The organism is Litoreibacter janthinus, from assembly GCF_900111945.1.
GTDB lineage: Bacteria > Pseudomonadota > Alphaproteobacteria > Rhodobacterales > Rhodobacteraceae > Litoreibacter > Litoreibacter janthinus.
Genome location: NZ_FOYO01000001.1, coordinates 1,516,122 through 1,538,022, shown reverse-complemented (window position 1 = coordinate 1,538,022; position 21,901 = coordinate 1,516,122). Strand labels below are relative to the sequence as shown.

The 21,901-nt window shown below is 59.2% G+C and carries 22 protein-coding genes; 5 read left to right on the top strand and 17 right to left on the bottom strand.

Annotated features, from left to right (window positions below; translation table 11 throughout):
• Positions 1-25 precede the first annotated feature (25 nt).
• From upp to BM352_RS07615, 8 genes are all read right to left on the bottom strand, one after another.
• A complete protein-coding gene (gene upp / locus BM352_RS07650; RefSeq protein WP_090214654.1) occupies positions 26-664 on the bottom strand; it encodes a uracil phosphoribosyltransferase in 639 nt (212 codons plus the stop codon).
• Positions 661-1,632: an adenosine deaminase gene (locus BM352_RS07645; RefSeq protein WP_090214651.1), complete on the bottom strand. Its 972-nt coding sequence runs from the start codon at positions 1,630-1,632 to the stop codon at positions 661-663. The genes upp and BM352_RS07645 overlap by 4 nt, the downstream gene beginning before the upstream one ends.
• Positions 1,629-2,768, bottom strand: a complete 1,140-nt coding sequence (locus tag BM352_RS07640; protein ID WP_090214648.1) for a phosphopentomutase — start codon at positions 2,766-2,768, stop codon at positions 1,629-1,631. The genes BM352_RS07645 and BM352_RS07640 overlap by 4 nt, the downstream gene beginning before the upstream one ends.
• Positions 2,765-4,078, bottom strand: a complete 1,314-nt coding sequence (locus tag BM352_RS07635; RefSeq protein ID WP_090214645.1) for a thymidine phosphorylase — start codon at positions 4,076-4,078, stop codon at positions 2,765-2,767. Before BM352_RS07635 ends, BM352_RS07640 begins: the two co-directional genes overlap by 4 nt.
• Before the next feature lie 3 nt (positions 4,079-4,081).
• Complete coding sequence (locus BM352_RS07630) at positions 4,082-4,471, bottom strand: cytidine deaminase (protein ID WP_090214641.1); 390 nt, start codon at positions 4,469-4,471, stop codon at positions 4,082-4,084.
• Positions 4,472-4,611: 140 nt separating this feature from the next.
• The gene (gene prpE, locus BM352_RS07625) at positions 4,612-6,507 is read right to left on the bottom strand and encodes a propionate-CoA ligase PrpE (RefSeq protein ID WP_090214636.1); all 1,896 of its coding nucleotides are present in this window, start codon (positions 6,505-6,507) and stop codon (positions 4,612-4,614) included.
• An 82-nt stretch (positions 6,508-6,589) separates the two neighbouring features.
• Positions 6,590-7,315 carry a DUF533 domain-containing protein gene (locus tag BM352_RS07620; RefSeq protein WP_090214633.1) on the bottom strand — a complete coding sequence of 242 codons (726 nt, stop codon included), beginning with the start codon at positions 7,313-7,315 and terminating at the stop codon, positions 6,590-6,592.
• Positions 7,316-7,407: 92 nt separating this feature from the next.
• Positions 7,408-8,670 carry a cation:proton antiporter gene (locus BM352_RS07615; protein ID WP_090219964.1) on the bottom strand — a complete coding sequence of 421 codons (1,263 nt, stop codon included), beginning with the start codon at positions 8,668-8,670 and terminating at the stop codon, positions 7,408-7,410.
• 195 nt (positions 8,671-8,865) lie between these two features.
• On the opposite strand from BM352_RS07615, the gene BM352_RS07610 reads away from it, so the two are divergent.
• Entirely contained in the window at positions 8,866-9,771 is a 906-nt protein-coding gene (locus BM352_RS07610; RefSeq protein ID WP_090214630.1) for a DMT family transporter, read from the top strand.
• Here the strand turns inward: BM352_RS07610 and BM352_RS07605 are convergent.
• From BM352_RS07605 to BM352_RS07595, 3 genes are read right to left on the bottom strand one after another with little or no spacing between them, the layout of a single operon-like run.
• Entirely contained in the window at positions 9,750-11,165 is a 1,416-nt protein-coding gene (locus tag BM352_RS07605) for a protein adenylyltransferase SelO (protein ID WP_342713597.1), read from the bottom strand. The genes BM352_RS07610 and BM352_RS07605 overlap by 22 nt on opposite strands.
• The gene (locus tag BM352_RS07600) at positions 11,162-12,106 is read right to left on the bottom strand and encodes a nucleoside hydrolase (protein ID WP_090214626.1); all 945 of its coding nucleotides are present in this window, start codon (positions 12,104-12,106) and stop codon (positions 11,162-11,164) included. The genes BM352_RS07605 and BM352_RS07600 overlap by 4 nt, the downstream gene beginning before the upstream one ends.
• Positions 12,103-13,410 carry an HlyC/CorC family transporter gene (locus BM352_RS07595; protein WP_090214623.1) on the bottom strand — a complete coding sequence of 436 codons (1,308 nt, stop codon included), beginning with the start codon at positions 13,408-13,410 and terminating at the stop codon, positions 12,103-12,105. The genes BM352_RS07600 and BM352_RS07595 overlap by 4 nt, the downstream gene beginning before the upstream one ends.
• A gap of 79 nt (positions 13,411-13,489) precedes the next feature.
• Here BM352_RS07595 and BM352_RS07590 point away from each other — a divergent pair, with 79 nt between their 5' ends.
• Positions 13,490-14,293 (top strand): metallophosphoesterase family protein, encoded by an 804-nt coding sequence (locus tag BM352_RS07590; protein ID WP_090214620.1) that lies wholly within the window; start codon positions 13,490-13,492, stop codon positions 14,291-14,293.
• Here BM352_RS07590 and BM352_RS07585 read toward each other — a convergent pair.
• Genes BM352_RS07585 through BM352_RS19220 form a run of 3 tightly spaced genes read right to left on the bottom strand, consistent with a single transcriptional unit; the run spans position 14,290 to position 16,923 of the window.
• Positions 14,290-15,210 carry a site-specific tyrosine recombinase XerD gene (locus BM352_RS07585; RefSeq protein WP_090214615.1) on the bottom strand — a complete coding sequence of 307 codons (921 nt, stop codon included), beginning with the start codon at positions 15,208-15,210 and terminating at the stop codon, positions 14,290-14,292. The genes BM352_RS07590 and BM352_RS07585 overlap by 4 nt on opposite strands.
• 14 nt (positions 15,211-15,224) lie before the next feature.
• Positions 15,225-16,799, bottom strand: a complete 1,575-nt coding sequence (locus BM352_RS07580; RefSeq protein WP_139229802.1) for a hypothetical protein — start codon at positions 16,797-16,799, stop codon at positions 15,225-15,227.
• Positions 16,789-16,923: a hypothetical protein gene (locus BM352_RS19220; RefSeq protein WP_090214606.1), complete on the bottom strand. Its 135-nt coding sequence runs from the start codon at positions 16,921-16,923 to the stop codon at positions 16,789-16,791. Before BM352_RS19220 ends, BM352_RS07580 begins: the two co-directional genes overlap by 11 nt.
• A 141-nt stretch (positions 16,924-17,064) precedes the next feature.
• Here BM352_RS19220 and BM352_RS07570 point away from each other — a divergent pair, with 141 nt between their 5' ends.
• Together BM352_RS07570 and aroB are read left to right on the top strand one after the other, a co-directional pair.
• On the top strand, positions 17,065-17,607 hold the full coding sequence (locus BM352_RS07570) for a shikimate kinase (protein ID WP_245780936.1): 543 nt from the start codon (positions 17,065-17,067) through the stop codon (positions 17,605-17,607).
• The gene (gene aroB / locus BM352_RS07565; RefSeq protein ID WP_090214598.1) at positions 17,607-18,725 is read left to right on the top strand and encodes a 3-dehydroquinate synthase; all 1,119 of its coding nucleotides are present in this window, start codon (positions 17,607-17,609) and stop codon (positions 18,723-18,725) included. Before BM352_RS07570 ends, aroB begins: the two co-directional genes overlap by 1 nt.
• Here aroB and BM352_RS07560 read toward each other — a convergent pair.
• Positions 18,722-19,333 carry a lytic transglycosylase domain-containing protein gene (locus BM352_RS07560; RefSeq protein WP_090214593.1) on the bottom strand — a complete coding sequence of 204 codons (612 nt, stop codon included), beginning with the start codon at positions 19,331-19,333 and terminating at the stop codon, positions 18,722-18,724. The two genes, aroB and BM352_RS07560, sit on opposite strands and share 4 nt — an antisense overlap.
• 171 nt (positions 19,334-19,504) lie before the next feature.
• Here BM352_RS07560 and BM352_RS07555 point away from each other — a divergent pair, with 171 nt between their 5' ends.
• Positions 19,505-20,014, top strand: a complete 510-nt coding sequence (locus tag BM352_RS07555; protein ID WP_090214590.1) for a single-stranded DNA-binding protein — start codon at positions 19,505-19,507, stop codon at positions 20,012-20,014.
• Positions 20,015-20,061: 47 nt separating this feature from the next.
• Here BM352_RS07555 and BM352_RS07550 read toward each other — a convergent pair whose 3' ends face one another.
• Together BM352_RS07550 and BM352_RS07545 are read right to left on the bottom strand one after the other, a co-directional pair.
• Positions 20,062-20,328 carry a hypothetical protein gene (locus BM352_RS07550; protein ID WP_175500645.1) on the bottom strand — a complete coding sequence of 89 codons (267 nt, stop codon included), beginning with the start codon at positions 20,326-20,328 and terminating at the stop codon, positions 20,062-20,064.
• A gap of 6 nt (positions 20,329-20,334) precedes the next feature.
• Positions 20,335-21,675, bottom strand: coding sequence for a DEAD/DEAH box helicase (locus tag BM352_RS07545; RefSeq protein ID WP_090214582.1), 1,341 nt, complete (start codon positions 21,673-21,675; stop codon positions 20,335-20,337).
• Positions 21,676-21,901 lie beyond the last annotated feature (226 nt).

The following is a 21,901-nucleotide window of genomic DNA, read 5'->3' as shown; positions in this document are numbered from 1 at the left end:
CTATCAAGTAAAGCCGGAAACTACCTTATTTTGTGCCGAACATGCGGTCTCCCGCATCACCTAGCCCTGGAACAATATATCCATTGTCATTCAAGTGACTATCTACCGAAGCTGTCACAATCGGCACGTCAGGATGCGCTTCCTTCATCCGCGCGACGCCTTCTGGCGCGGCCAAAAGGCAAAGGAAACGGATATTTTTCGCGCCTGCTTTCTTCAAAAGGTCGATAGCTGCGACCGAAGAATTTCCCGTGGCCAACATCGGATCAACCGCAATGACCATGCGTTCGTCCAGCGCATCGGGAACCTTAAAATAGTACTGCACCGGCTGAAGTGTTTCCTCGTCGCGGTACAAGCCCACAAACCCCACGCGGGCTGACGGGATCAGCTCCAGCATGCCGTCGAGCAATCCATTGCCCGCCCTCAGGATCGAGATTAGCGCCAATTTGCGACCCGCAAGCGTAGGGGCATCCATAGGCTGGATCGGGGTTTCGATCCGCTTGGTTTCCATCTCCAGATTGCGCGTGACTTCATAGGCCAGAAACTGGCTGATCTCGCGCAGCAGCTGCCGGAACACCGCGGTCGGGGTGTCCTTCTCACGCATCAGCGTCAGTTTATGCTGCACCAAAGGATGGTTCACGACGGTCAGGTGAGGGATATCGGTCATGATGCGGGCTCCAGTGCTTTGAGTAATTTCTCGCGCGTTGCGTCGTCGCAGAAGGCCGCTTTGGCCGCGGTGACATTGACCTCGCGCACGGTGTCGTCTTCCCAGCCGAAGTGATGGCCCAGAAGATCATATTCCATGCCGAGATTGGTATGGAAGAAGGGCGGATCGTCGGTGGAAACGGTCACCAACACGCCACGTTCTCGCAGGGTTTCAATCGGGTGCGAGTGCCAATCAGAATAGACCCCAAGCGCCACATTCGAGCCGGGACAAACCTCAAGAACGATCTCGTGCTCGGCCAGATGATCGACAAGCGCATCGTCGTCGATGGCTTGGACGCCGTGGCCGATGCGTTCCACCTCAAGATCGCGGACGGCTTGCCTGACGCTGTCGGCACCGCCCCATTCACCGGCATGCGTGGTTAGGCGCAATCCCGCCTCACGGGCCATGTGAAAGCTATAGGCGAAGTCGCCTTGCTTGCCTTGCATCTCGTCGCCGCCCATCCCGAAACCGGTGATGAAATCGCCAGCCGTCTCGGCGGCGCATCTTGCGGCAGCCTTCGCCTTGTCCGGCCCGAAATGGCGAATGCAGGTAACGATCCCGCGCATTTCAATCTCGGGTAGTTTTGCCGCTGCTTCTTGCATCGCATGCATATATTCGCGCCACGCACCGACATCACCGCCGCCGCAGAAATCAGGGGACAGAAACGCCTCTGTATAGATCACACCTTGCTCAATCGACTGCTCCAACACCGCCGTGGTCAGACGGCCAAATTCTTCTGGACCGGTAAGAACGGTGCAAGCGGCCTCGTAAACGCGCAGGAACTGGCTGAAATCCTCGAACTTGTAGGAGCCGTCTTCGTTGAACACACCGGTCAGATTAACGCCCTTCTCTTGCGCCAGCCCACGGATGAAGGCGGGAGGTGCTGCGCCTTCAATGTGCAAATGCAGTTCGATCTTGGGAATTGTCACAGAAAGCTCCTTCCGGGGCCGCGTTCCGTCAGGCCCAGATGATCGGCAACCGACGCCGCGACATCCACGAACATGACCTGCCCGATATCTTTGGCCCCGACGCCAGCGCCCACAACGGGCACTTGCTCGCGGGTGTGGTCATTGCCTGTCCATGTGGGGTCATTGCCATGATCGGCCGTGAACAGCATCAAATCACCGTCGCGCAGTTTGTCCAGCACCGGCCCGATAGCCTCATCAAACCACTCAAGATGCGCAGCATAGCCGGCGGGGTCGCGGCGGTGCCCGTAGAGGCTATCGAATTCCACGAAATTGGCAAACACCAGCGCGCCGTCGGGGGCCTCATCGACCAAATCGGACAGGTGCCCCATCAGAACGTCGTCGAAGCCTTTGCGGCTTTCATCCACCCCGCGACCCGAAAAGATGTCGCTGATCTTACCGACGCCGAAGGTTGCGCGCCCGTCCGCCTTGGCCCAATCCAGAAGGGTCGGCGATGGGACTTTCATCGCGTAGTCGTGACGGTTTTTCGTGCGCTTGAAACTGGCGACATCTTCACCAACGAAGGGTCGGGCAATGACACGTCCGACATTCATCCCGTGCAGGATCGGGGCCATGTGTTGGCAAAGCTGTAACAGGCGATCCAGCCCGAAAGTTTCTTCATGTGCTGCGATCTGGAACACGCTGTCGGCGGAGGTGTAGCAAATGGGCTTACCGGTGCGTAAATGCTCCTCGCCGAACTGCGTGATGATATCCGTGCCGGAGGCGTGGCAGTCGCCCAGAATGCCGTCGGTTTCGCAAAACTCGGCAACCATCGCGGAAATCTCTGGCGGGAAGCTGGGATGCGTATCGGGGAAATAGTGCCAATCCCAAGGGACAGGCACGCCCGCGAGCTCCCAATGGCCGGATGGAGTGTCTTTGCCGAGCGACACCTCGCGGGCGACGCCATGCAGCCCATGGGTTTCGGCGGTCGAGATACCTAATGCAGCCCCTAACCCAAGCTTCATCAGGTTCGGCATCTTAAGGCCAACCTGCTCGTGAATATGCAAAAGGGTATTTGCGCCCTCATCGCCGAAACGTGCGGCATCCGGAGCACCGCCACATCCGACGGAATCCAGAACGACAAGGAAAGCGCGGCTCACACGGCCACCCTGTCAACAAACAGTTCCGGTGCTGGGACTTTGCTTGCGCCGATCTGGAACGCCTTGCGCACGGCACGTTCCGCTTTTGCGGCGGCTTCCTCGGTGGCGGCGTGAACCATGGCAAGCGGCGTCGTTTTGTCGACCTTGTCGCCGATGCGTTTGAATGCGGACAGACCCACTGAAGGATCGATCCGGTCGGTCTCACGGCGGCGCCCGCCGCCCATTTCGACGACCGCAAGCCCCAAAGCGCGGGTGTCGATGGCGCGCACGTGACCTGTGGCAAGCGGCAACACCTCGCGCACGATGTTGGCCTCTGGCAGGCAGAAACGCCAGCTTTCATCAAAGTCAGTCGGACCACCCAAGTAAGCAACCATGCGGCAGAACCGCTCCATCGCGGCGCCAGAGGTAATCGCGTCGTTGAGCAAGTTCCATGCTGTTTCCGCGTCGAGCTTCATCTGCTTGTTGTTGCGCAGCAATTCTGCGCCCAAAGCCAGCGCCACTTCGCGAAGGCGTTTTTGGCCCGTGCCACTTAGCGCCTCCATCACGGCGCGAATTTCGACCGCATTGCCCGCAGCGGTCGCAAGGGGCTGGGACATATCGGTGATCAGGGCCGTCGTCGGACAGCCAGCACCTGAGGCGACTTCGACCAAGGAAAAGGCCAAGCGCTTGGCTTGTGCGGCGTCTTGCAAGATCGCCCCGTTGCCAGTTTTCACGTCGAGCACCAAGCCCTGCAATCCGGCGGCCAGCTTTTTGGCGAGGATCGACGCGGTGATCAGATCGATACTGTCCACCGTCGCCGTCACATCACGGATGGCATAGAGGCGACGATCCGCAGGCGCGACTTGCGTCGAGGCCCCGACGATGGCGCATCCAACCTCGCGCGTGACATGTTGCAATTTGGAGGTCGTGACGCCGCTGATATAGCCAGGAATGGATTCTAGCTTGTCCAGCGTTCCGCCAGTGTGCCCAAGCCCGCGACCGGACACCATTGGAACATAGGCCCCACAGGCCGCCAATGCGGGGGCCAGCACCATGGAAACAGGATCGCCGACCCCGCCAGTGGAGTGCTTGTCCAGCACCGGCCCGGGCAGTTTCCAGCGCAGCACGTCGCCGCTGTCGCGCATACCTTCGGTCAGGCCCACGCGGCCGTCTGCCCCAAGACCCTCCATAGCAACTGCCATCGCGAATGCACCCGCCTGTGCGTCGCTTACGCCGGATTGCTCTGCCAATGCTTTCCCGAACCAGCGGCACTCGGCGGCGCTGACCGGTTCACGCATACGAATTTTGCCTATGATCTGAGCAGCATCCATGCTTTAGGCCATGTGCCCTGCGTCAAAAGCACCGGGCAGAAGGGCTGCAACTGTGGTGTGCTCCAGCGTGCCTGCGGTCGTCGCTAGTGTAACTGGCACATCCCCCTTTGCGAACTCGGCCAGCTTCTGGCGGCACCCGCCACACGGAGGCACGGGGGTCGGCGAGCCTGCCACAACGCAGACTTCCGCAATCTCGCGCTCTCCTGCGGCCACCATGGAAGCAATCGCGCCAGCCTCCGCACAGGTCCCTTCGGGATAGGCAACGTTCTCTACATTGCAGCCCACAAAGATCGTGCCCGCCTTGGTGCGCAGTGCGGCGCCCACGTGAAATTTGGAATACGGCGCGTGCGCGTTCTCTCGAACCGACAGCGCATGTGGCAGCAGATCAGACATGAATGTCCCCCAAGACGTTTCGAGCGATAGTGAAGCGCACGGCGCGGAGATTCAATGCCCCGCAGCGGGGAAAAGCTTGGGCGCGTTGATCTTTTCTTGGTCAAGTCAGGCAGGCGGGGGCAACCCCGCCCGCATTTGGCCTAGGACTGGTGAGGATAGCCCAACCCTTTGAGGGCTTCCGCGATTTCATCAAGGATCGCAGGGTCGTCGATCGTCGCAGGCATTTTGAAGTCTTTGCCATCCGCAATTGACACCATGGTCGCGCGCAAAATCTTGCCAGACCGCGTCTTGGGCAACCGATCCACCACGCAGGCCAGCTTGAACGCCGCCACGGGGCCGATCTGGTCACGCACCCGTTTGACGACCTCTTTGACAATTTCCTCATGCGGGCGGTTCACGCCGTTGCTCAGACACAGAAAGCCCATCGGCAACTGGCCTTTCAATTCGTCGCTGACACCAATGACCGCGCATTCGGCCACATCCGGGTGGCTTGCCAGAACCTCTTCCATCCCGCCGGTGGACAGGCGGTGACCTGCGACGTTGATCACGTCATCGGTGCGGGCCATGATGTAGAGGTACCCGTCCTCGTCGATCATGCCTGCATCGCCGGTTTCGTAATATCCGGGGAAAGCAGTCAGATAGCTTTTGACGAAACGATCTTCGGCGTTCCACAGATTTGGCAAAGTGCCCGGCGGCAAAGGCAGCTTGATCGCGATAGCGCCCAACTCACCCGGCTTCATCTGGTGACCGCCCTCGTCAAGGATCTGCACATCGTAGCCCGGCATCGCCACCGTGGGCGAGCCGATCTTGACCGGCATTGGCTCAATTCCCATCGGGTTGCCCGCGATGGTGAAGCCGGTTTCGGTCTGCCACCAATGGTCAATGATCGGCTTCTTGAGGTGTTCTTGCATCCATTCAATTGTGTCGGGGTCCGCCCGCTCACCAGCAAGATACACGGTCTTCAGGCAGGACAGATCGTACTTCTTGATGAACTCGCCATCGGGATCGACACGCTTCACGGCGCGGAACGCTGTTGGCGCGGTGAAGAAGCTTTTGACGTTATGCTCCTGAATGACGCGCCAGAAGGTGCCAGCATCGGGCGTGCCGACGGGCTTGCCCTCAAACACGATCGTGGTGTTGCCGTGGATCAGGGGGCCGTAGCAAATGTAGCTGTGGCCCACGACCCAACCGACATCCGACGCGGCCCAGAACACATCGCCCGGCTCAACATCATAGATGTTCTTCATCGTCCAGTTCAGTGCGACCAGATGGCCGGCCGTCGGGCGCATAACACCTTTGGGCTGCCCGGTGGTGCCGGAGGTGTAGAGAATATAGGCTGGGTGATCTCCGGAAACGGGAACGCATTCCGCAGGCTCAACCCCGTATTGGAAGGCATGCCAGTCGTAGTCGCGGCCTTCGATCAGCTTGGCCACTTCCTGCTCGCGCTGGAAGATGACACAGAAATCCGGCTTGTGTGCTGCCAGTTCGATGGCACCATCCAACAGAGGTTTGTAATGCACCACCCGCCCGGGCTCGATCCCACAGGAGCCCGCGATGATTGCCTTGGGAGTCGCATCGTCGATCCGCACCGCCAGCTCGTTGGCGGCGAACCCGCCGAAGACCACCGAGTGGACGGCGCCAATACGCGTGCAGGCGAGCATCGCCTCAAGCGCTTCAGGCACCATCGGCATGTAGATAATGACGCGATCCCCTTTTTCGACACCTTTGGAGCGCAGTGCACCTGCGAGAGACGCGACACGGGTTTGCAGCTCCGCATAGGTGATTTCGTGCTTGGTGTGGGTGACGGGGCTGTCATAGATGATTGCCACTCGGTCACCATTGCCTGCTTCAACATGGCGGTCTACGGCGTTGTAGCAGGTGTTAACCTGTGCATCCTTGAACCATTCATAGAGAGGGGCTTTGTCAGCGAAGAGCGCCTTTGAGGGCTTTTGGACCCAATCAATGGCCTCAGCCTGCTCCATCCAGAACCCATTTGGATCATCAAGCGAGCGTTTGTAGATATCTGCATAGGTCATGTGGGGTCCCTCCTCATTCTTGCGGCGACTAAAGCCGCAGAACGAGGAGGGCGCAAGGCACACTATGCCACAGTTTGCGCTATCAGCTGTAAAGCCGCTGGACGCCGAAACTGTCGTGGATCTCGTTCGCGGTGGCCTGACCGATCCCAAGAGCTGTCGCCAATTCGTGCAGATATTTGGCTTCGGCGCGGTTGTCCGGCTCGATTGCCATGACGGACATGGAATAGACCTGCGTCTCCAGTCCCTCGGGCGTATCGCTGGCGAGTTTCTCTGCATCCACAGGCTCGCCCATCGCGTCACGCACGAAGGCCATATCGGCTTCGGTTGCGTCTTGGCCGATGGTCGCCATCAGCGTTTCTTTTTCTGTCGCGTCGATTTCACCGTCACACCGGGCAGCCATGACCATTGCGCGGATCATCAAGCCGGCTGAGTCTTCGGCGGCAGGCTCTTCTGCCGGATTGTCCTGGCTCAGCAGGTCTTCCAGCGATCCGCCGGAGCCACCGCGAGCCGTTGCCAGCCCGCCCAAAAGCCCGCCAATACCACCAAGACCCCCAGCCAGACCGCCGGTGCCACCGGACGCGCCCCCCGTGAGGCCGCCCAGCATATCGCCAAGACCGCCAGAACCACCTGCCCCACCTGCCATGCCACCTAGCATGCCGCCCAGACCGCCAGCGCCGCCAGCGTTTGATCCGCCGCCTTTCAGACCTTCCATCACCTTGCCAATGCCGCCCGCCTGCTGGACCTTTTGCATCCCTTTAGCGACGGCAAACCCGATGGCGACTTTGGTGACCATATTCATCAATGACATATTCTATTCTCCGTAAGATGCAGCAGACCACCGCAGCGGGGCCCTTCCCGATAAAGAATGGGGTCGGCATGGGCAGACGTCTAGGGGGAAAGTCAGACCAGTTCCGGCTCGCGTCCCAACCGCTTTGCCAAGGGCGCCACAGTCAGCCCCTGCACAATGATCGAGAAAATCACGACGACATAGGTTGCGGTCAGGATCACCGGCTTCCACTCGCTTTCTGGCAAGGACAGGGCCAGCGCCACCGATATGCCGCCCTTCAAGCCGCCCCATGTCATAATCGGGATGACGCCCTTCGAGAATTCGCGGAACGGACGCAAAAGCAGGACGGGGACAGAAACCGCGACAAGTCTTGCGATCAAGGCCAGCACAATAGCAAGCGCGCCAGCGATGATGCCGTCCATTGAGAAGGCGACCGCGAAAACCTCGAACCCGATGAGCAGGAACAAGACCGCATTCAGAATTTCATCAATCAGCTTCCAGAACCCGTCCACATAGCGGCGCGTGATTTCGGACATTCCGTATTTCGCACCGACATCGCCGATAAACAGGCCAGCGCACACGGCCATGACTGGACCAGAAATGTGCAGATAGACCGCCAGCGAATACCCGCCGAAAGCCAGCGCGAGGGTGATCAGAACCTCTAGCGAATAGTCGTCGATCCTGCGCATGACGCGGAAGGTCAGCCAGCCCAGCATTACACCCAACAAGGCCCCACCCACAGCTTCCTGCAGGAATAGCTTTGCCGCATCTGCCAGACCGCCTCCGCCGTGAACCTCACCGTGGGCATCCACAGCCGGAAAGGCGACGCCGACCAGCACCAAGAACACCACGTAGCCAACGCCGTCGTTGAACAGGCTTTCGCCGGCGATCTTGGTTTCCATGCTTTTCTTGAGATTGGCCTGCCGCAATACGCCCAGCACCGCCACAGGGTCGGTCGGGGAGATCAGCGCGCCAAACACAAGTGCTATCATGATCGGCATGCCAGTGATCCACGCGAACCCGAAGCCTGCAATGACCGTGGACAGCCCGACACCAAGCGTCGCCATCAGAGCTACTACGCGCCATTCGCCGCGCAAATCCGCCAACTTCACATGCAATGCGCCCGCAAACAAAAGCAGGCCCAACATGCCTTCCAGCAGGGCTTCCGAGAAGTCGATGGACTTCACCAAGGAGCGCACTTGGTCGGCCACGCCCAAATGTGGCGCGATCACATCGACGCCCATCACACCAAGCGACGCCATCAAAGCAACAATAAGGATACCGATTGAGGAGGGCAGCTTCAGGAAAAGGTAATTCACCGTTCCAAACGCCGCTGCCAAAACAAGCAGAAGCGAGGCGATTTGCAGAAGATCCATGTATGGCTCCGTGTCACTGTCCGAATGTATCGCCCTCTGGCGGAGCAATTTTGGCCAACCTAACCCATTCTGCACCGCAAACCAGCCGCAAATGGCAGCCCCTTGGTTTCCCGCCTGCGCGATGGCGCGATCCATGCGATTGACAGAGAGCTCTTTAGACTTCAGTTGCGGTAAGCACAAAGCTGTGGAGCCGCGATGACCCCCAAGCCTCATATTGACGCCTTTGGCGCAGCCTCATTGGTCGGACTTGCCCTCCTGCTGGCGTTCAATCAAGTGGTCATCAAGGTGGCCAATGACGCGTTCCAGCCCGTCTTCTTTGCGGGGGCCCGCTCGGCGGGCGCGGTCGTTTGCATTTTACTTTGGATGCGATGGCGCGGCATGCCTGTGGCGATCCCGCGGCCCGTGGTGCCATCCGCTGTGTTGATTGGCTGTGTATTTTCGGTCGAGTTCATTCTGCTGTTTACAGCGCTGGATTTGACGACTGTTTCCCGCGCCTCGGTGATCTTTTATTCGATGCCCGTGTGGTTGGCGCTGTCGGCACATTTCCTGATCCCTGGCGATCGTCTTACCTCTCGAAAGGCACTCGGGTTAGTTTTGGCGTTTACTGGGGTCGCGTGGGCCATTCTTGACCGCAGCGACGGGGGAGAAGCATCCCTATTAGGGGATTTATGCGCATTGGGGGCCGCCATGAGTTGGGCGCTCTTGGTGTTGTTGGTCAAGATCACGCCGCTAAGGACTGTACGCCCTGAAGTGCAACTATTCTATCAGGTCCTCGTCTCTGGGGTTCTTTTGCTCGCGGTGGCGCCCTTGTTTGGGCCGCTGTTTCGTGATCCGCAACCGATCCACTATGCCGCGCTGGCATTTCAGATTGTCGTGGTCGTGACCTTCGGCTTCATCTTCTTTCTGTGGCTCATATCGATTTACCCTGCTTCCGGCGTTGCCAGTTTCTCATTCCTGTCACCGGTGCTTTCGGTGCTGCTGGGATGGGCTTTGCTGGGGGAGCAAATAGGCGTATCCATTCTTGGCGCACTGGGATTGGTGGCGGTTGGTATCGTTTTGATCAACCGCGCCCCAAAGGCTCAGGTGCCGCAGAAGGTCTGACGCACGACCTGTTGCTCGCTTGGCGCGGCCTCCAGATCGGCAAATTCCGAGCGGTCTTCAAAGGGCTGCGCAAGCGCTTCGTTCAACCGATGGAACGGCGCGTAGTCGCCATTTATACCGGCTTGGATAGCCTCCTCCACACGGTGATTGCGCGGGATAATCGCGGGGCTGGCCGCGCGCATGATGTCCGCGTCGCCACCGCCCCATTCGGCTTCCCATTCGTCAAAGCTGGTCGGATCTACAAATTCGTCCCGTGCACCCTGCCCGCGCGCCATAGCGCGGAAGAGCCGTGTGAAGTCAGCCTGATTGTTGGCCATGCGCGTCAATAAATCCTGCACCAAAGCAACCTCCGCGTCTCCGCCCACGGAAAAACCGATCTTGGCAAAGAACACGCGTTTCCACGCTGCGGTATAAATGTCGCCAAACTCGCCCAAGGCAGCTTGCGCGGCAGCAACAGCTTTATCTTTGTCACTGTCGATAAAGGGCAACAAACAGGACGCAAGCTGCGCGAGATTCCACACGAGCACCTCGGGCTGACCTTGGTAGACATAGCGTCCACCTTGGTCGATGGACGAGAACACCGTCGCGGGGTGATAGGCATCCATGAAGGCACACGGGCCGTAGTCGATGGTCAAGCCGCCAACATGGGTGTTGTCAGTGTTCATAACGCCATGGATGAAGCCCAGCCCCATCCATTTTGCGACGAGTTCCGCCTGCGCAGCAATAACCGCCTTCAGAAAGCCAAGCGCATCACGCGCCGCCAGATTGGGGAAGTGCCGTTCGATGGCATGCGCGAGCAACAGCTCCAGCGCCTCAAGATCTTGTCGCGCTGCGAAGAACTGGAATGTGCCCACACGAATATGCGACCGCGCCACACGCGTCAGGATCGCCCCCGGCAAAAGTGTTTCGCGCACCACTGTCTCGCCCGTGCTGACGGCTGCGAGTGCCCGCGTTGTGGGCACACCGAACGCATGCATGGCTTCGCTGACGATATATTCCCGCATCACGGGGCCAAGCCCTGCCCGACCATCTCCCATCCTTGAGTAAGGTGTTGGGCCGGACCCTTTGAGCTGGATATCCCAGCGCCCGCCGTCGGGGCCGACGACCTCGCCCAGCACATTTGCGCGACCGTCCCCGAGCTGAGGCGACCAACCTCCAAACTGATGTCCTGCATATGCCTGCGCCAGCGGGTCGGCCCCGTTGGGCATCGCGTTGCCCGCCAGCATGGCCAGCCCGTCGTCGGAGCGCAACCAAGCCACGTCCAAGCCCATTTGATCGGCGAGCGTATGGTTTAATCCGATAAGCGATGGGTTCGCGACGGGCGTAGGTGGCAGTTTAGTATAGAAGCGATCCGGCAGGCGCGCGTATGAGTTATCGAACTTTGGCGGGATCACAGTCGCGCTATCCGCTCATTAAGGAGCGTGAAGAACCCGTTCGCGTCCAAATCCCCCATGAACAGTGCATTTGGCGCGCGATCGGTGACGCCCCACCAATCCGCGACGGTCATGCCAAGCGTCAGATCAGAGCTTGTTTCGATCTCGACATTCACATGGCGGCCCTTAAACAGCTCTGGGCGCAGCAGGTAGGCGATGACACACGGATCATGCAAAGGCGCGCCTTCGGAGCCGTATTTTTCCTTGTCGAACCGTTCGAAAAAGTCGGTCCATTCGGCGACCATGCGACCCGCTTCGTTGCCCAGAGAGCGGAACGCCTCGACCCGCGCACGGTTTGTCAGTGCTTTGTGGGTGACATCCAGTGGCATGACCACAATCGGCACGCCCGACCCGAAGACGATCTTCGCTGCCTCAGGGTCGACATAGATGTTGAATTCAGCGGCCGGCGTGATGTTGCCCACCTGAAAATAGGCACCGCCCATCAGAACGATCTCTTGAACCCGCTCAACAATGTCGGGCGCACGCTCAAACGCGCTGGCGATATTCGTCAGCGGGCCAAGCGGGCACAGTGTGACAGTGCCTGCTGGTTGCGCGCGCAGCGTTTCGATGATGAAGTCAACCGCGTGCTGATCCTGAAGCGGCATGGACGGGTCTGGCATTACCGGCCCATCAAGCCCTGTTTTGCCGTGGACATGCTCTGCCGTGACCAGGTTGCGCGACAACGGCGCATCACATCCCGCGAAGACTTTGACGTCGGGGCGCCCCGCCAGTTCGCACACGATGCGGGCGTTTTTCTGCGTCAGCGGCAGCGGCACGTTACCAGCTACGGCAGTTACACCCAGCACGTCCAATTCTTCCGGTGACGCCAAGGCGAGCAAGATTGCCACGGCATCGTCTTGCCCCGGATCTGTGTCGATGATGATCTTGCGCGGCGTGCTCACAGGGGCCTCACTTTTAGCTTGGTCAATCTGTTGTGCTGGCGCTCAACCACCTCGAAGCGGAAGCCGTGGAACGAGAAAACCTGCCCTTTGGTTGGGATCGATTGTGCTTCATGAATGACCAACCCTGCGACCGTGTTGGCCTCTTCATCGGGCAGGGACCAATCCGCCATACGGTTCAGGTCGCGAATGGTCATCGCGCCTTCCACCGCATAGCTGCCGTCGCTTTCCGGCTTCAATGCCTGCACCTCAGCCACGTCAAATTCATCGGTGATCTCGCCCACGATCTCTTCAAGAATATCCTCAAGCGTGATCAACCCCTGCAACGCACCATATTCATCCACCACCAACGCAAAGTGTGTGTGCAGCCGCAAAAACTGACGCATCTGGTCGTCCAGAGCGGTGGTCTCCGGCACGAAATACGGTTTGCGCACGACTTCCATAATGTCGAAGTCGCTGAGGTCGCCGGTGATCCCGTCCGGCCCGCGCAGGGTTTTGTCGACCGCGCGCAGCAGGTCTTTGGCGTGCATGACGCCAACGATGTTTTCCTGCTCGCCCTGATACACAGGCAAACGAGTGAAACGGCTTTGCAGACACTGGCTCAGAATCCGCTCCGGCGGGTCGTCGGCGTTGATCATCTCGATTTCGGAGCGGTGAAGCATGATCTCTTCAACGTCGCGGTCGTTCAAATCAAGCGCGCCCAACAGACGATCGCGTTGCTCTTTGTGAACAACGCCCTCCTCGTGGCCCAAGGCCAATGCACCAGCGATTTCCTCATGCACCGACAGGATATGACTATCGGGGTCGGTTTCCACGCCAAACAGCTTCAGCATCCCGCGCACAAGGGCGCGCACGGCTGTTACCATCGGGGCAAATACCAGCACTACGATAGCAATCGGTCCCGAGACCCGCGCGGCGGCGGTTTCAGAATTGGTGATGGCATAGGTTTTGGGCAGAACTTCCGCAAAAATCAGCACCAATAGCGTCATTACCAACGTCGCCCAAGCCACACCGCTTTCACCGAATGCTTTGGTGAACAGCGCCGTCGCCAACGACGCCGCGAGAATGTTCACAAGGTTATTGCCCAGCAGGACGGAGCCGATCAGCCTTTCGTTATCTTCGGTGATCCTCAGCGCCCGTTCTGCCCCCGGGGACCCTTTGTCAGCCTGACTGCGCAGCTTGCCCCGCGAAGCAGCGGTCAAAGCCGTTTCCGAGCCGGAAAAGAACGCTGACAAAAGCAACAGAACGAAAATGCCGCCTGCCGTGAGCCAGAAAGCGCTGTCAAAGATTGTTGCCGTGTCGTCCATCCGGGTTTTCGGTCCTGTAAAAGAAAGCTAAGTGAGAGTTATGGGGTGCCAAGCCCCCTGCTTCAAGGGAAACCGCCACATGACCAACATCCGCGACTTGGGAGAATTAGAGGGCGATCTCCTGCTGTTCGGTGGTGCCTACTCAAACGTGCAAGCGTTTGAGGCCCTGATCGCGGCGGCGCAGCGCCATTCGATCCCTGCCGAGCGCTGCATTTTTACAGGCGATGTGATAGCATATGGTGCGGACGCTTTGGCCTGCGCCGAACTATTGGCGACATTTGACTGCCCCACGATCCTTGGAAATTGCGAACAACAGCTTCTGGACGGCGCATCGGATTGTGGCTGCGGCTTTGAAGAGGGCACGGTTTGTGATCTTGCGTCAAAGACGTGGTTTGAGCATGCGGCCCGCCAGATCGGCCCGCGCGCAGCGGAGTTCTGGGGCCACACACCGGACTGGCTGACGTTTTCCCATGCGGGCAAGCGCTACGTGGTGATCCATGGCGGCGCGACCGACGTGGCACGATTTATCTGGCCCAGCGATGTCAGCGCCGTTTTTAACGCCGAGTTTGCCACTATCGAAGCGCAGGTTGGCTCAATAGACGGGATTATTTGCGGGCATTCCGGCATACCGTTTGAACGCGTCGTTGCGGGTAAGACGTGGATCAACGCAGGTGTAATTGGAATGCCGCCCCATGACGGGCGGGCCGAGACACGTTACGCGATACTGTCTGGTGATGGCGTCAGATTTCACAGTCTTACCTATGACACCCGCGCGGCTCGGGGCGCGATGGAAGCCGCGGGACTGACACAGGGGTACGAGACAGGGTTGGTCAACGGTCTTTGGCCATCCGAAGATGTCTTGCCACAGTGCTTGCGCCGTTAGCCTTTGGCGAGCGGGTGATGCTCCATCACGAGGTCTTTGAGCCGCTCGTCGAGAACGTGGGTGTAAATCTCGGTGGTCGAGATGTCGGCATGGCCCAAAAGCGTTTGGATCGCACGCAGGTCCGCCCCGTTTGCCAAAAGATGTGTCGCAAAAGCGTGGCGCAAGGTGTGTGGCGTAACTTTGGACGGGTCCACGCCACCAGCGACAGCGAGTTCCTTGATCAGCATGTAGAAGCGGTGTCGCGTCAGGTGGCCTTGCTTGCCTCGCGACGGGAACAGGAACTTCGATGACGGCTTGCCCTTGCTCTGAGCGGCTGCATCCTGCGCATCACGGGTGTCGATCCAGACCGCCAGAGCATCGCGCGCGGACGCGGCGAGCGGCACCATGCGTTCTTTCCCGCCCTTCCCTTTGACCAGCAGCATGCGCGGATCGCCCCGCGCCGCAGAAACCGGCAGGGTCACAAGCTCGCTCACCCGCATTCCGGTGGCATAAAGCAGCTCCATCAAACAGGTGTTGCGCAAACGATCATCTTGGCTGCGCGCAGAGGTTTGCGCAGCACCCAACAGGCGATCGACCTCTTCGACGCTCAGGGTTTTAGGCAAAGACTTCCGGCGCCCTGGACCTTTGATCTGGATGGCAGGATTGTCCTCGCGCCAACCTTCCTCATAGGCGAAACGGTATAGCTGTTTGATCGCGGACAACCGGCGCGCGCGAGTGGATTGCGCAAGCCCCTGATCGTCGCAGTGGATCAGGTAATCCTCCACATCTGCGCGTGTCGCCGTTTCGAATGTCTGGCCGCGGTCCGAAAGCCATCCCGAAAAATCGATCAGGTCGCGCCCGTAAGCCAGCAACGTGTTTTCGGAGGCGTCGAGTTCGGCCGACTGGGCGTCCAAAAATGTCTCGATCCAGCGCGACATCGGAGCAGCGAAACTCAACTGCGCGGCCTCGTGATAAGCGTGTGGAGCGCCATGCGCCGCGAAATGTCCGCGAACCCGAGATTGCGCAACGTGCGGAGCCCATTCTCAAGCGCGAGCGGGTCGGCGCTGGCACCGTCCTCCATCATCTTCACGGCCTTCAGCGTCGCCAAGCCCAAATTTCCATCCTTGATCAAAAGCTCCAACTCCGGCGCAGGGCCTGCAGCGGTGAAAGCTGCGGCGATTGCGCTTTCCAAAGCATCCAATCCACCCGCCTCTGCGGTTTTTGCGATGGTCGCAACGTCGCCCCGCGCAACCGCGCGCCAAAGGGACGGCGTGTTGGCCGCGATAACATCGGAATTTGCGGCAGACTCGTAGGCGGGCGACAAAAGCGCAAGGCGGGTCGCGTCCGAGCGGACGGTGTCCAGGAGGGGCAAGCTCAACAACGCTTCCCCAAACATGTTGGCCAAAGCGGGTTCGAGCCCTGCACGACGCATTGCGCGCACAGCATCTGGAAGTTGGGCCGCAACGGCGTTTGGATCGCGTGCGGCCAACGCGGTGTCGAAGGCTTGCACTGCATCAACCCTATCCCAAACCCCGCCGGAGGCGGCAGGCTGGCGTTCGGTGTAGATTGCCAAAAGGCGCGAAGAGGAGATCGCGCCAGTGCGTGCAAGGCGTTCTGCGGCCGTAATGCGCGGCTTCCAGCCCCCATTCTCGGACAGCCCTGCAAAGGCAAAGGCGTTGGGCAAGGTCGAGAGCGACAGCGGCTCGCCGATGGCTTCGTGCATACGAAAGCTAAGCGGCGTGACACGACTTGGCACCGGCAGAGGCGCTTCGCGCTCAAACAACTCAGGGTCCAGAAAACGTGCCATCAATGCGTCTTCTTCGGGGGTCATAACACCTAGCGCTTTGGCCGTGCTCAAAGTCAGGTTTGCCGCGTCCCAGTCCCCAGCACGTGCCATGCAGAAAATGCGTGCTGGATATGTTGGGGAGAGGTCTGGCTGGCGCAACATTCGGGTGCAGGCCACGTCTTCCTCGCCGGTAAGCAGGCTGACATCGAACCACCGCCGAAACAGGGCGGCAGTGCCGGGATCTGCACGGTCGAGCAACGCCTTGGCCTGATCGAGTGCACCCAAGGAGAGCAATTCATCGACGCGCGCCTGAAACAAAATCTCTTTGGAACTACTATCCACGGGCGGGGCCAGCTCTGCCAGCAACACACGCCGCATGAGTTCCGCCAAAGGCGGTGGTAAATCGGGGCGCAAGTCGCCCATCGCCTTTGCGAGCGCCATTGACGTGCTGCTGCCCCAAAATCGCACTGGCAAGCCACTGACAGATCCCGGCACAAGGCCAACGGCATCACGACTTGGCGCCCCCAGGGTCGTCGTCACCACTGATGCCGGAGTTGCGGATTGGGCTACGTCATTAGCACGCTTGGCCTGCGGAAGGACAGGTGGTGCCACGGTTTGTGGCGTTTCAACCACGTCCGATAGCCAGTCGATTGCGGAAAGCGGCTCCTCGGCGCGGACCTGTTGAGCCAGCATAAGAAAGCTTAGGGCAGCAAGGGTCGAAGCAGTGGTCTTAATTCGCATCCAACGTAACCGGTTGATTCACCTCGACCCGGTTTGGCGTCAGGTCGCCCAAGTAGGCATAGCCGACAATGCCGACGATTCCTATCACGATCAGGAAAACCAAAGCTTTTAAAAGCCGTATCACGCTGCATCTGCCTTATTACTGGGGCAACTTTTGCTGCCGCCCTTTGCGCCTCTGTTTTGATTCATATATGGCTTTTCCCGCAAGTTCACTCCATTCAGAGCAGAAATCAGTAAATTGAGCGAGAGAATGCCACCCAGACCCATGACCTTGACCCGACCGTTGGTCCTTGTCGGCATGATGGGCGCCGGTAAAACCGCCATTGGTGGGGCCGTTGCGCGGAAATTGGGCGTGCCATTCTTGGATAGCGACGAGGAATTGGTGCGCGCGGCGAACCGGTCTATCGCCGAGATATTCGAGCGCGATGGTGAAGCCTTCTTTCGCGCCCGGGAAACGGAAGTGATCTCCCGCCTGCTGGATGGTGTGCCAGCCGTGCTGTCCACCGGCGGCGGCGCCTTCTTGAGTGAGGCCAACCGCGCAATGATTGATGAAAAGGCTGTCTCGGTTTGGCTGAAAGCCGACTTGCCGTTGCTGTGGGACCGTGTGCGGCACAAGAAGACCCGCCCCCTTTTGCGTACGGACGATCCGCTGGCTACGCTTACCGAGATCTACAATGCCCGCATTCCGGTCTATTCGCTTGCAAAATTGAGTGTCGAAGCGCGCGCCGAATATTCCATCGACACCATGGCCGACAAGGTCATCAAAACGCTGAAAGATGCCCAATTGCTGAAGGACGCTGAAACGTGATGCACCCTCATGAAACCGTTCAGGTGGCCTTGGGCGACCGCAGCTACCGCATTGAAATTGGCCACGGGTTACTTGCCGGAGCTGGCGATTGGATCACCCCATTTCTGACCCGCCCTCGTGTGGCCGTGGTCACGGATGACACAGTTGGCCCGTTGCATCTGGCGGCCTTGCGCGATGGGTTGGCGGCGGCGGGAGTAGAGATGTGCCACCTCACACTGCCATCGGGAGAAGCGACCAAATGCTGGCGATACCTGACTGAAACGGTCGAATGGCTGCTGGAACAAAAGGTCGAACGTGGCGACATGGTAGTGGCATTCGGGGGCGGTGTTATTGGCGATCTCGTCGGCTTCGCCGCAGCCATCTTGCGCCGCGGTGTCCGGTTCGTTCAGATCCCAACGTCTTTGCTGGCGCAGGTCGACAGTTCTGTCGGGGGCAAGACCGCCATCAACTCGCGGCATGGTAAAAACCTGATCGGCTCTTTCCATCAACCGACTTTGGTTCTGGCGGATGTGGCGGTGCTTGGCACATTGACCGAGCGCGATTTTCTTGCCGGCTATGGCGAGGTCGTCAAATACGGACTCCTTGGCGATGCGGCGTTTTTCGACTGGCTGGAAGTTAACGCCCCCGATTTGGCAAGTGGCGATGTCGCCAAGCGGATCGAAGCGGTGCGTTGGTCGTGCCAGATGAAAGCCGACATCGTGGAGCGCGATGAGACCGAAAAAGGCGACCGCGCCCTTTTGAACCTTGGCCACACGTTTGGCCACGCGTTAGAGGCCGCGACGGGCTATTCGGACCGTCTGCTGCACGGAGAAGGTGTCGCCATTGGTTGTGCCTTGGCGTTCGAGGTCTCTTCACGTCTGGGGCTGTGCTCTCAAGAGGAGCCGAGCCGCGTGCGCGCCCATCTTAAAGCTATGGGAATGAAAACCGATCTTTCCGATATCGCAGGCGACTTGCCGGATGCGGACGGGCTCGTGGCGCTGATGGGGCAGGACAAGAAAGTCACCCAAGGCACGCTGAACTACATCATGGCCCGCGGAATCGGAGAGGCGTTTGTCACGTCGGACGTAGACCCGAAGGTAGTGCAGTCGGTCCTGTCGGACGCGCTGGCTCGGCGTTAGCTGCCTAGGATTTTGCGCACGTAATTGCGGGTCTCGCGATATGGCGGGACGCCACCGTGTTTTTCAACCGCGCCCGGCCCTGCATTATAGGCAGCAAGTGCCAAACGCCAGCTGCCGAACTTGCGATACATCTGCGACAGATAGCGTGCACCGCCCTCTAGGTTTTGCTTCGGGTCACGCGGGTTGACCCTCAGTTTGCGCGCCGTGCCTGGCATCAACTGGGCAAGTCCGATCGCACCTGCATGAGAAACAGCATGGGGCTTCCAGCCGCTTTCCTGCTGAACAAGACGCAAGAACAAATCGGTCGGAACGCCATGCTTGCGGGCCGCGCTTTTGGCGTCTTCCAGATAGACGCCTTTGTACGATCCCCGATAGCTGGGTATCGCTGTGGAGACCCCGTAAGACACCTTTTTTGTGCCCGGCTGCAGTTTCGTTGAAGCTTTGTATTGCGACGACAGACGCCCATCAAGAAGGCGCGCTTGCGAGCTAAATAGCTTGGATCTGTTGCTGGTCGAGCCTGAGGACGCGAGTCCTTCTGCGACTGACAGAGTTGGAAAAGACGGCGCCGCTAAAGAGAATGCCGTCAATGCTACCAAGAGCTTACGCATATACACCGGTCCCACTCACCGCCTCGAACTTCGCGCAATATAGTGGATTTGCGAGGTTCCGCCACCCCCTGCGCAGAAATGCGCCTACCACAGAGTGTGGTTGTAAGTCTCCCATTAACCAAATACCGACGATATAAGAGCACAAAATTAAGATTCGGGAGACCCAAGCACATGGCTGGTTCAGTTAATAAAGTCATTCTTATCGGCAACCTTGGGCGCGACCCGGAAATCCGCACGTTCCAGAACGGCGGCAAGGTTTGCAACCTGCGCATCGCGACGTCCGAGACTTGGAAGGACCGCAACACAGGTGAGCGACGCGAGAAGACGGAGTGGCATACCGTCGCCATTTTCCAAGAAGGTCTGGTTCGCATTGCCGAGCAGTACCTGAAAAAGGGCTCCAAAGTTTACATCGAAGGCCAGTTGCAAACCCGCAAGTGGCAAGACCAAAGCGGCGCTGACCGCTATTCTACCGAGGTTGTGCTACAAGGCTTTGGCGGCACGCTGACAATGCTCGACGGTCCAAGCGGCGGTGGCGGAGGTGGCGGCAACTATGGTGGCGGCGGCGGTGGTGGAAGCTACGGCGGCGACCCAATGGGTGGCGGCTATGACAGCGGGCCATCCGGCGGCGGTGGCGGTCAGTCCAGCCCGTCGAGCGACATCGACGACGAAATTCCGTTCTAAGACCTCAGAGAACGACACAAAATCAAGGGGCCTCCGAGGCCCCTTTTTCACATCTTGACGTTGCCCGACGATCGCTTCCGCCAAAGCAGCACTGTTATGACGAGCAGCACGATAAAAATCGCACCGGGGATCAGCACGAAAATCTGCAAATCCTCGCCACGCATTTCCCATGGGGTTGGCGCGCTGCAATTTCCGCTGGTGGAAAAGGCGCAGGACATAGCTGTTACATATGCGAAGAGGTAAGCCCACAGCCCGGCAAAGCAGACTGTGAGCACTGTTAGAACAATGGCCATTACGCGCTGGAAACGGCTCATTAGGACTTAAGCCGCAGCAGATGCAGGGCCTTGGCCCCGACGACGGCGGTTGCGCTTGCGTTTTGGCGCGCCACCGGCTGGAGCTTCGCCAGCTCTGCCACCCGCAGCTTTCGGCTTGCCCTGGCCTTGGCCACGACGGCCGCCGCCACCACCGGGGCGACCGCCACCACGATTGCCACCGCCACCGCGTGCCGGCTTTTTCTCTTCTTCAGACGGAGACCAGCGACGCCCACCCGCAACTGGGATGGTGATCTTGAGCATCTTTTCGATGTCTTTCATCTCACCCATCTCGTCGGGAGCGCAGAACGCGATCGCCTCCCCTTCGCGGCCAGCGCGCGCGGTCCGGCCAATGCGGTGCACATAGCTTTCGGGCACGTTGGGCAGATCGTAGTTGTACACGAAGCCAACGCCGGGAATGTCGATACCACGCGCCGCCACATCGGTGGCGACCAAGACGCGCAACTCGCCCGATTTGAACTGAGCCAATGAGCGGTCACGGTGGTTTTGCGACTTGTTGCCGTGAATGGAGCCCGCAGCAAAACCTTTGCTGTCGAGCAGCTTCATCAGCTTTTCGGCACCGTGCTTGGTGCGGCAGAACACAAGGGCCAGATCATCGCGGTGCTGATCCATCAACTCGATCAGAAGATCGTTTTTCGCGGCTTTTGCGATGTAGTGGACGCTTTGCGTGATCTTGTCCGCGGTCTTACCCGGCGCGGCAACCTGCACGCGTCGCGGGTGATCCAAATAGGTCGCGGCAAGCTCTTCCATCAGCTTGGGCATGGTGGCCGAGAACAACAGCGTCTGACGCTCTTTTGGCAACAAGGGTGCAATCTGGCGCAGGGCGTGGATGAATCCCATGTCAAGCATCTGGTCCGCTTCGTCGAGCACAAGGTATTGCGCATCGCCGAGCACGACAGCTTTTTGCTGCAAAAGGTCAATCAGACGGCCCGGAGTGGCGACCAGAATGTCGGTGCCGCGCTCCAGCGCTTTTTTCTGTGGATTGATGGATACACCGCCAACGACCATATTGATTTTCAGGTGGCCGCCACCTTGGAACATTTTCAGGTTATCGCAGATCTGCTTGGCCAGCTCGCGGGTCGGCGCGAGGATCAGACCACGCACCGTACGGGGCGCGGGCTTGGTCCCGATTTTGATCAGGTTGTGGATCATGGGCAGCCCGAACGCTGCAGTTTTGCCTGTGCCGGTTTGGGCCAAGCCCATAACATCGCGGCCGGTCAGGATGATCGGAATTGCTTCTTCTTGGATAGGAGTGGGGTTTGTGATGCCGTTCTCGGTGAGCTTCTCGGCAATTTTCGGGGAGATCCCCAAAGTTTCAAACTTGTTCAAGTCATGTCCTCTCGTGACATGGTGGCCCCACGCCTAAAGCGGCGGTGAGGTCGCGTTAAAATGGTCGTGGGGGCGTTTCCCCCACCGGACCCATTCGCGTGAATATCGGGAACGTGTGTGCTGCGGCGGTGCAGTGCTTTGCTGGTTTTGCAAAACTCACGCGGCACCATAAGTGCGCAAGCATGGAGGGCAAATGCGCCCTTGGCTTCGATAAGTCAAGCCTTTG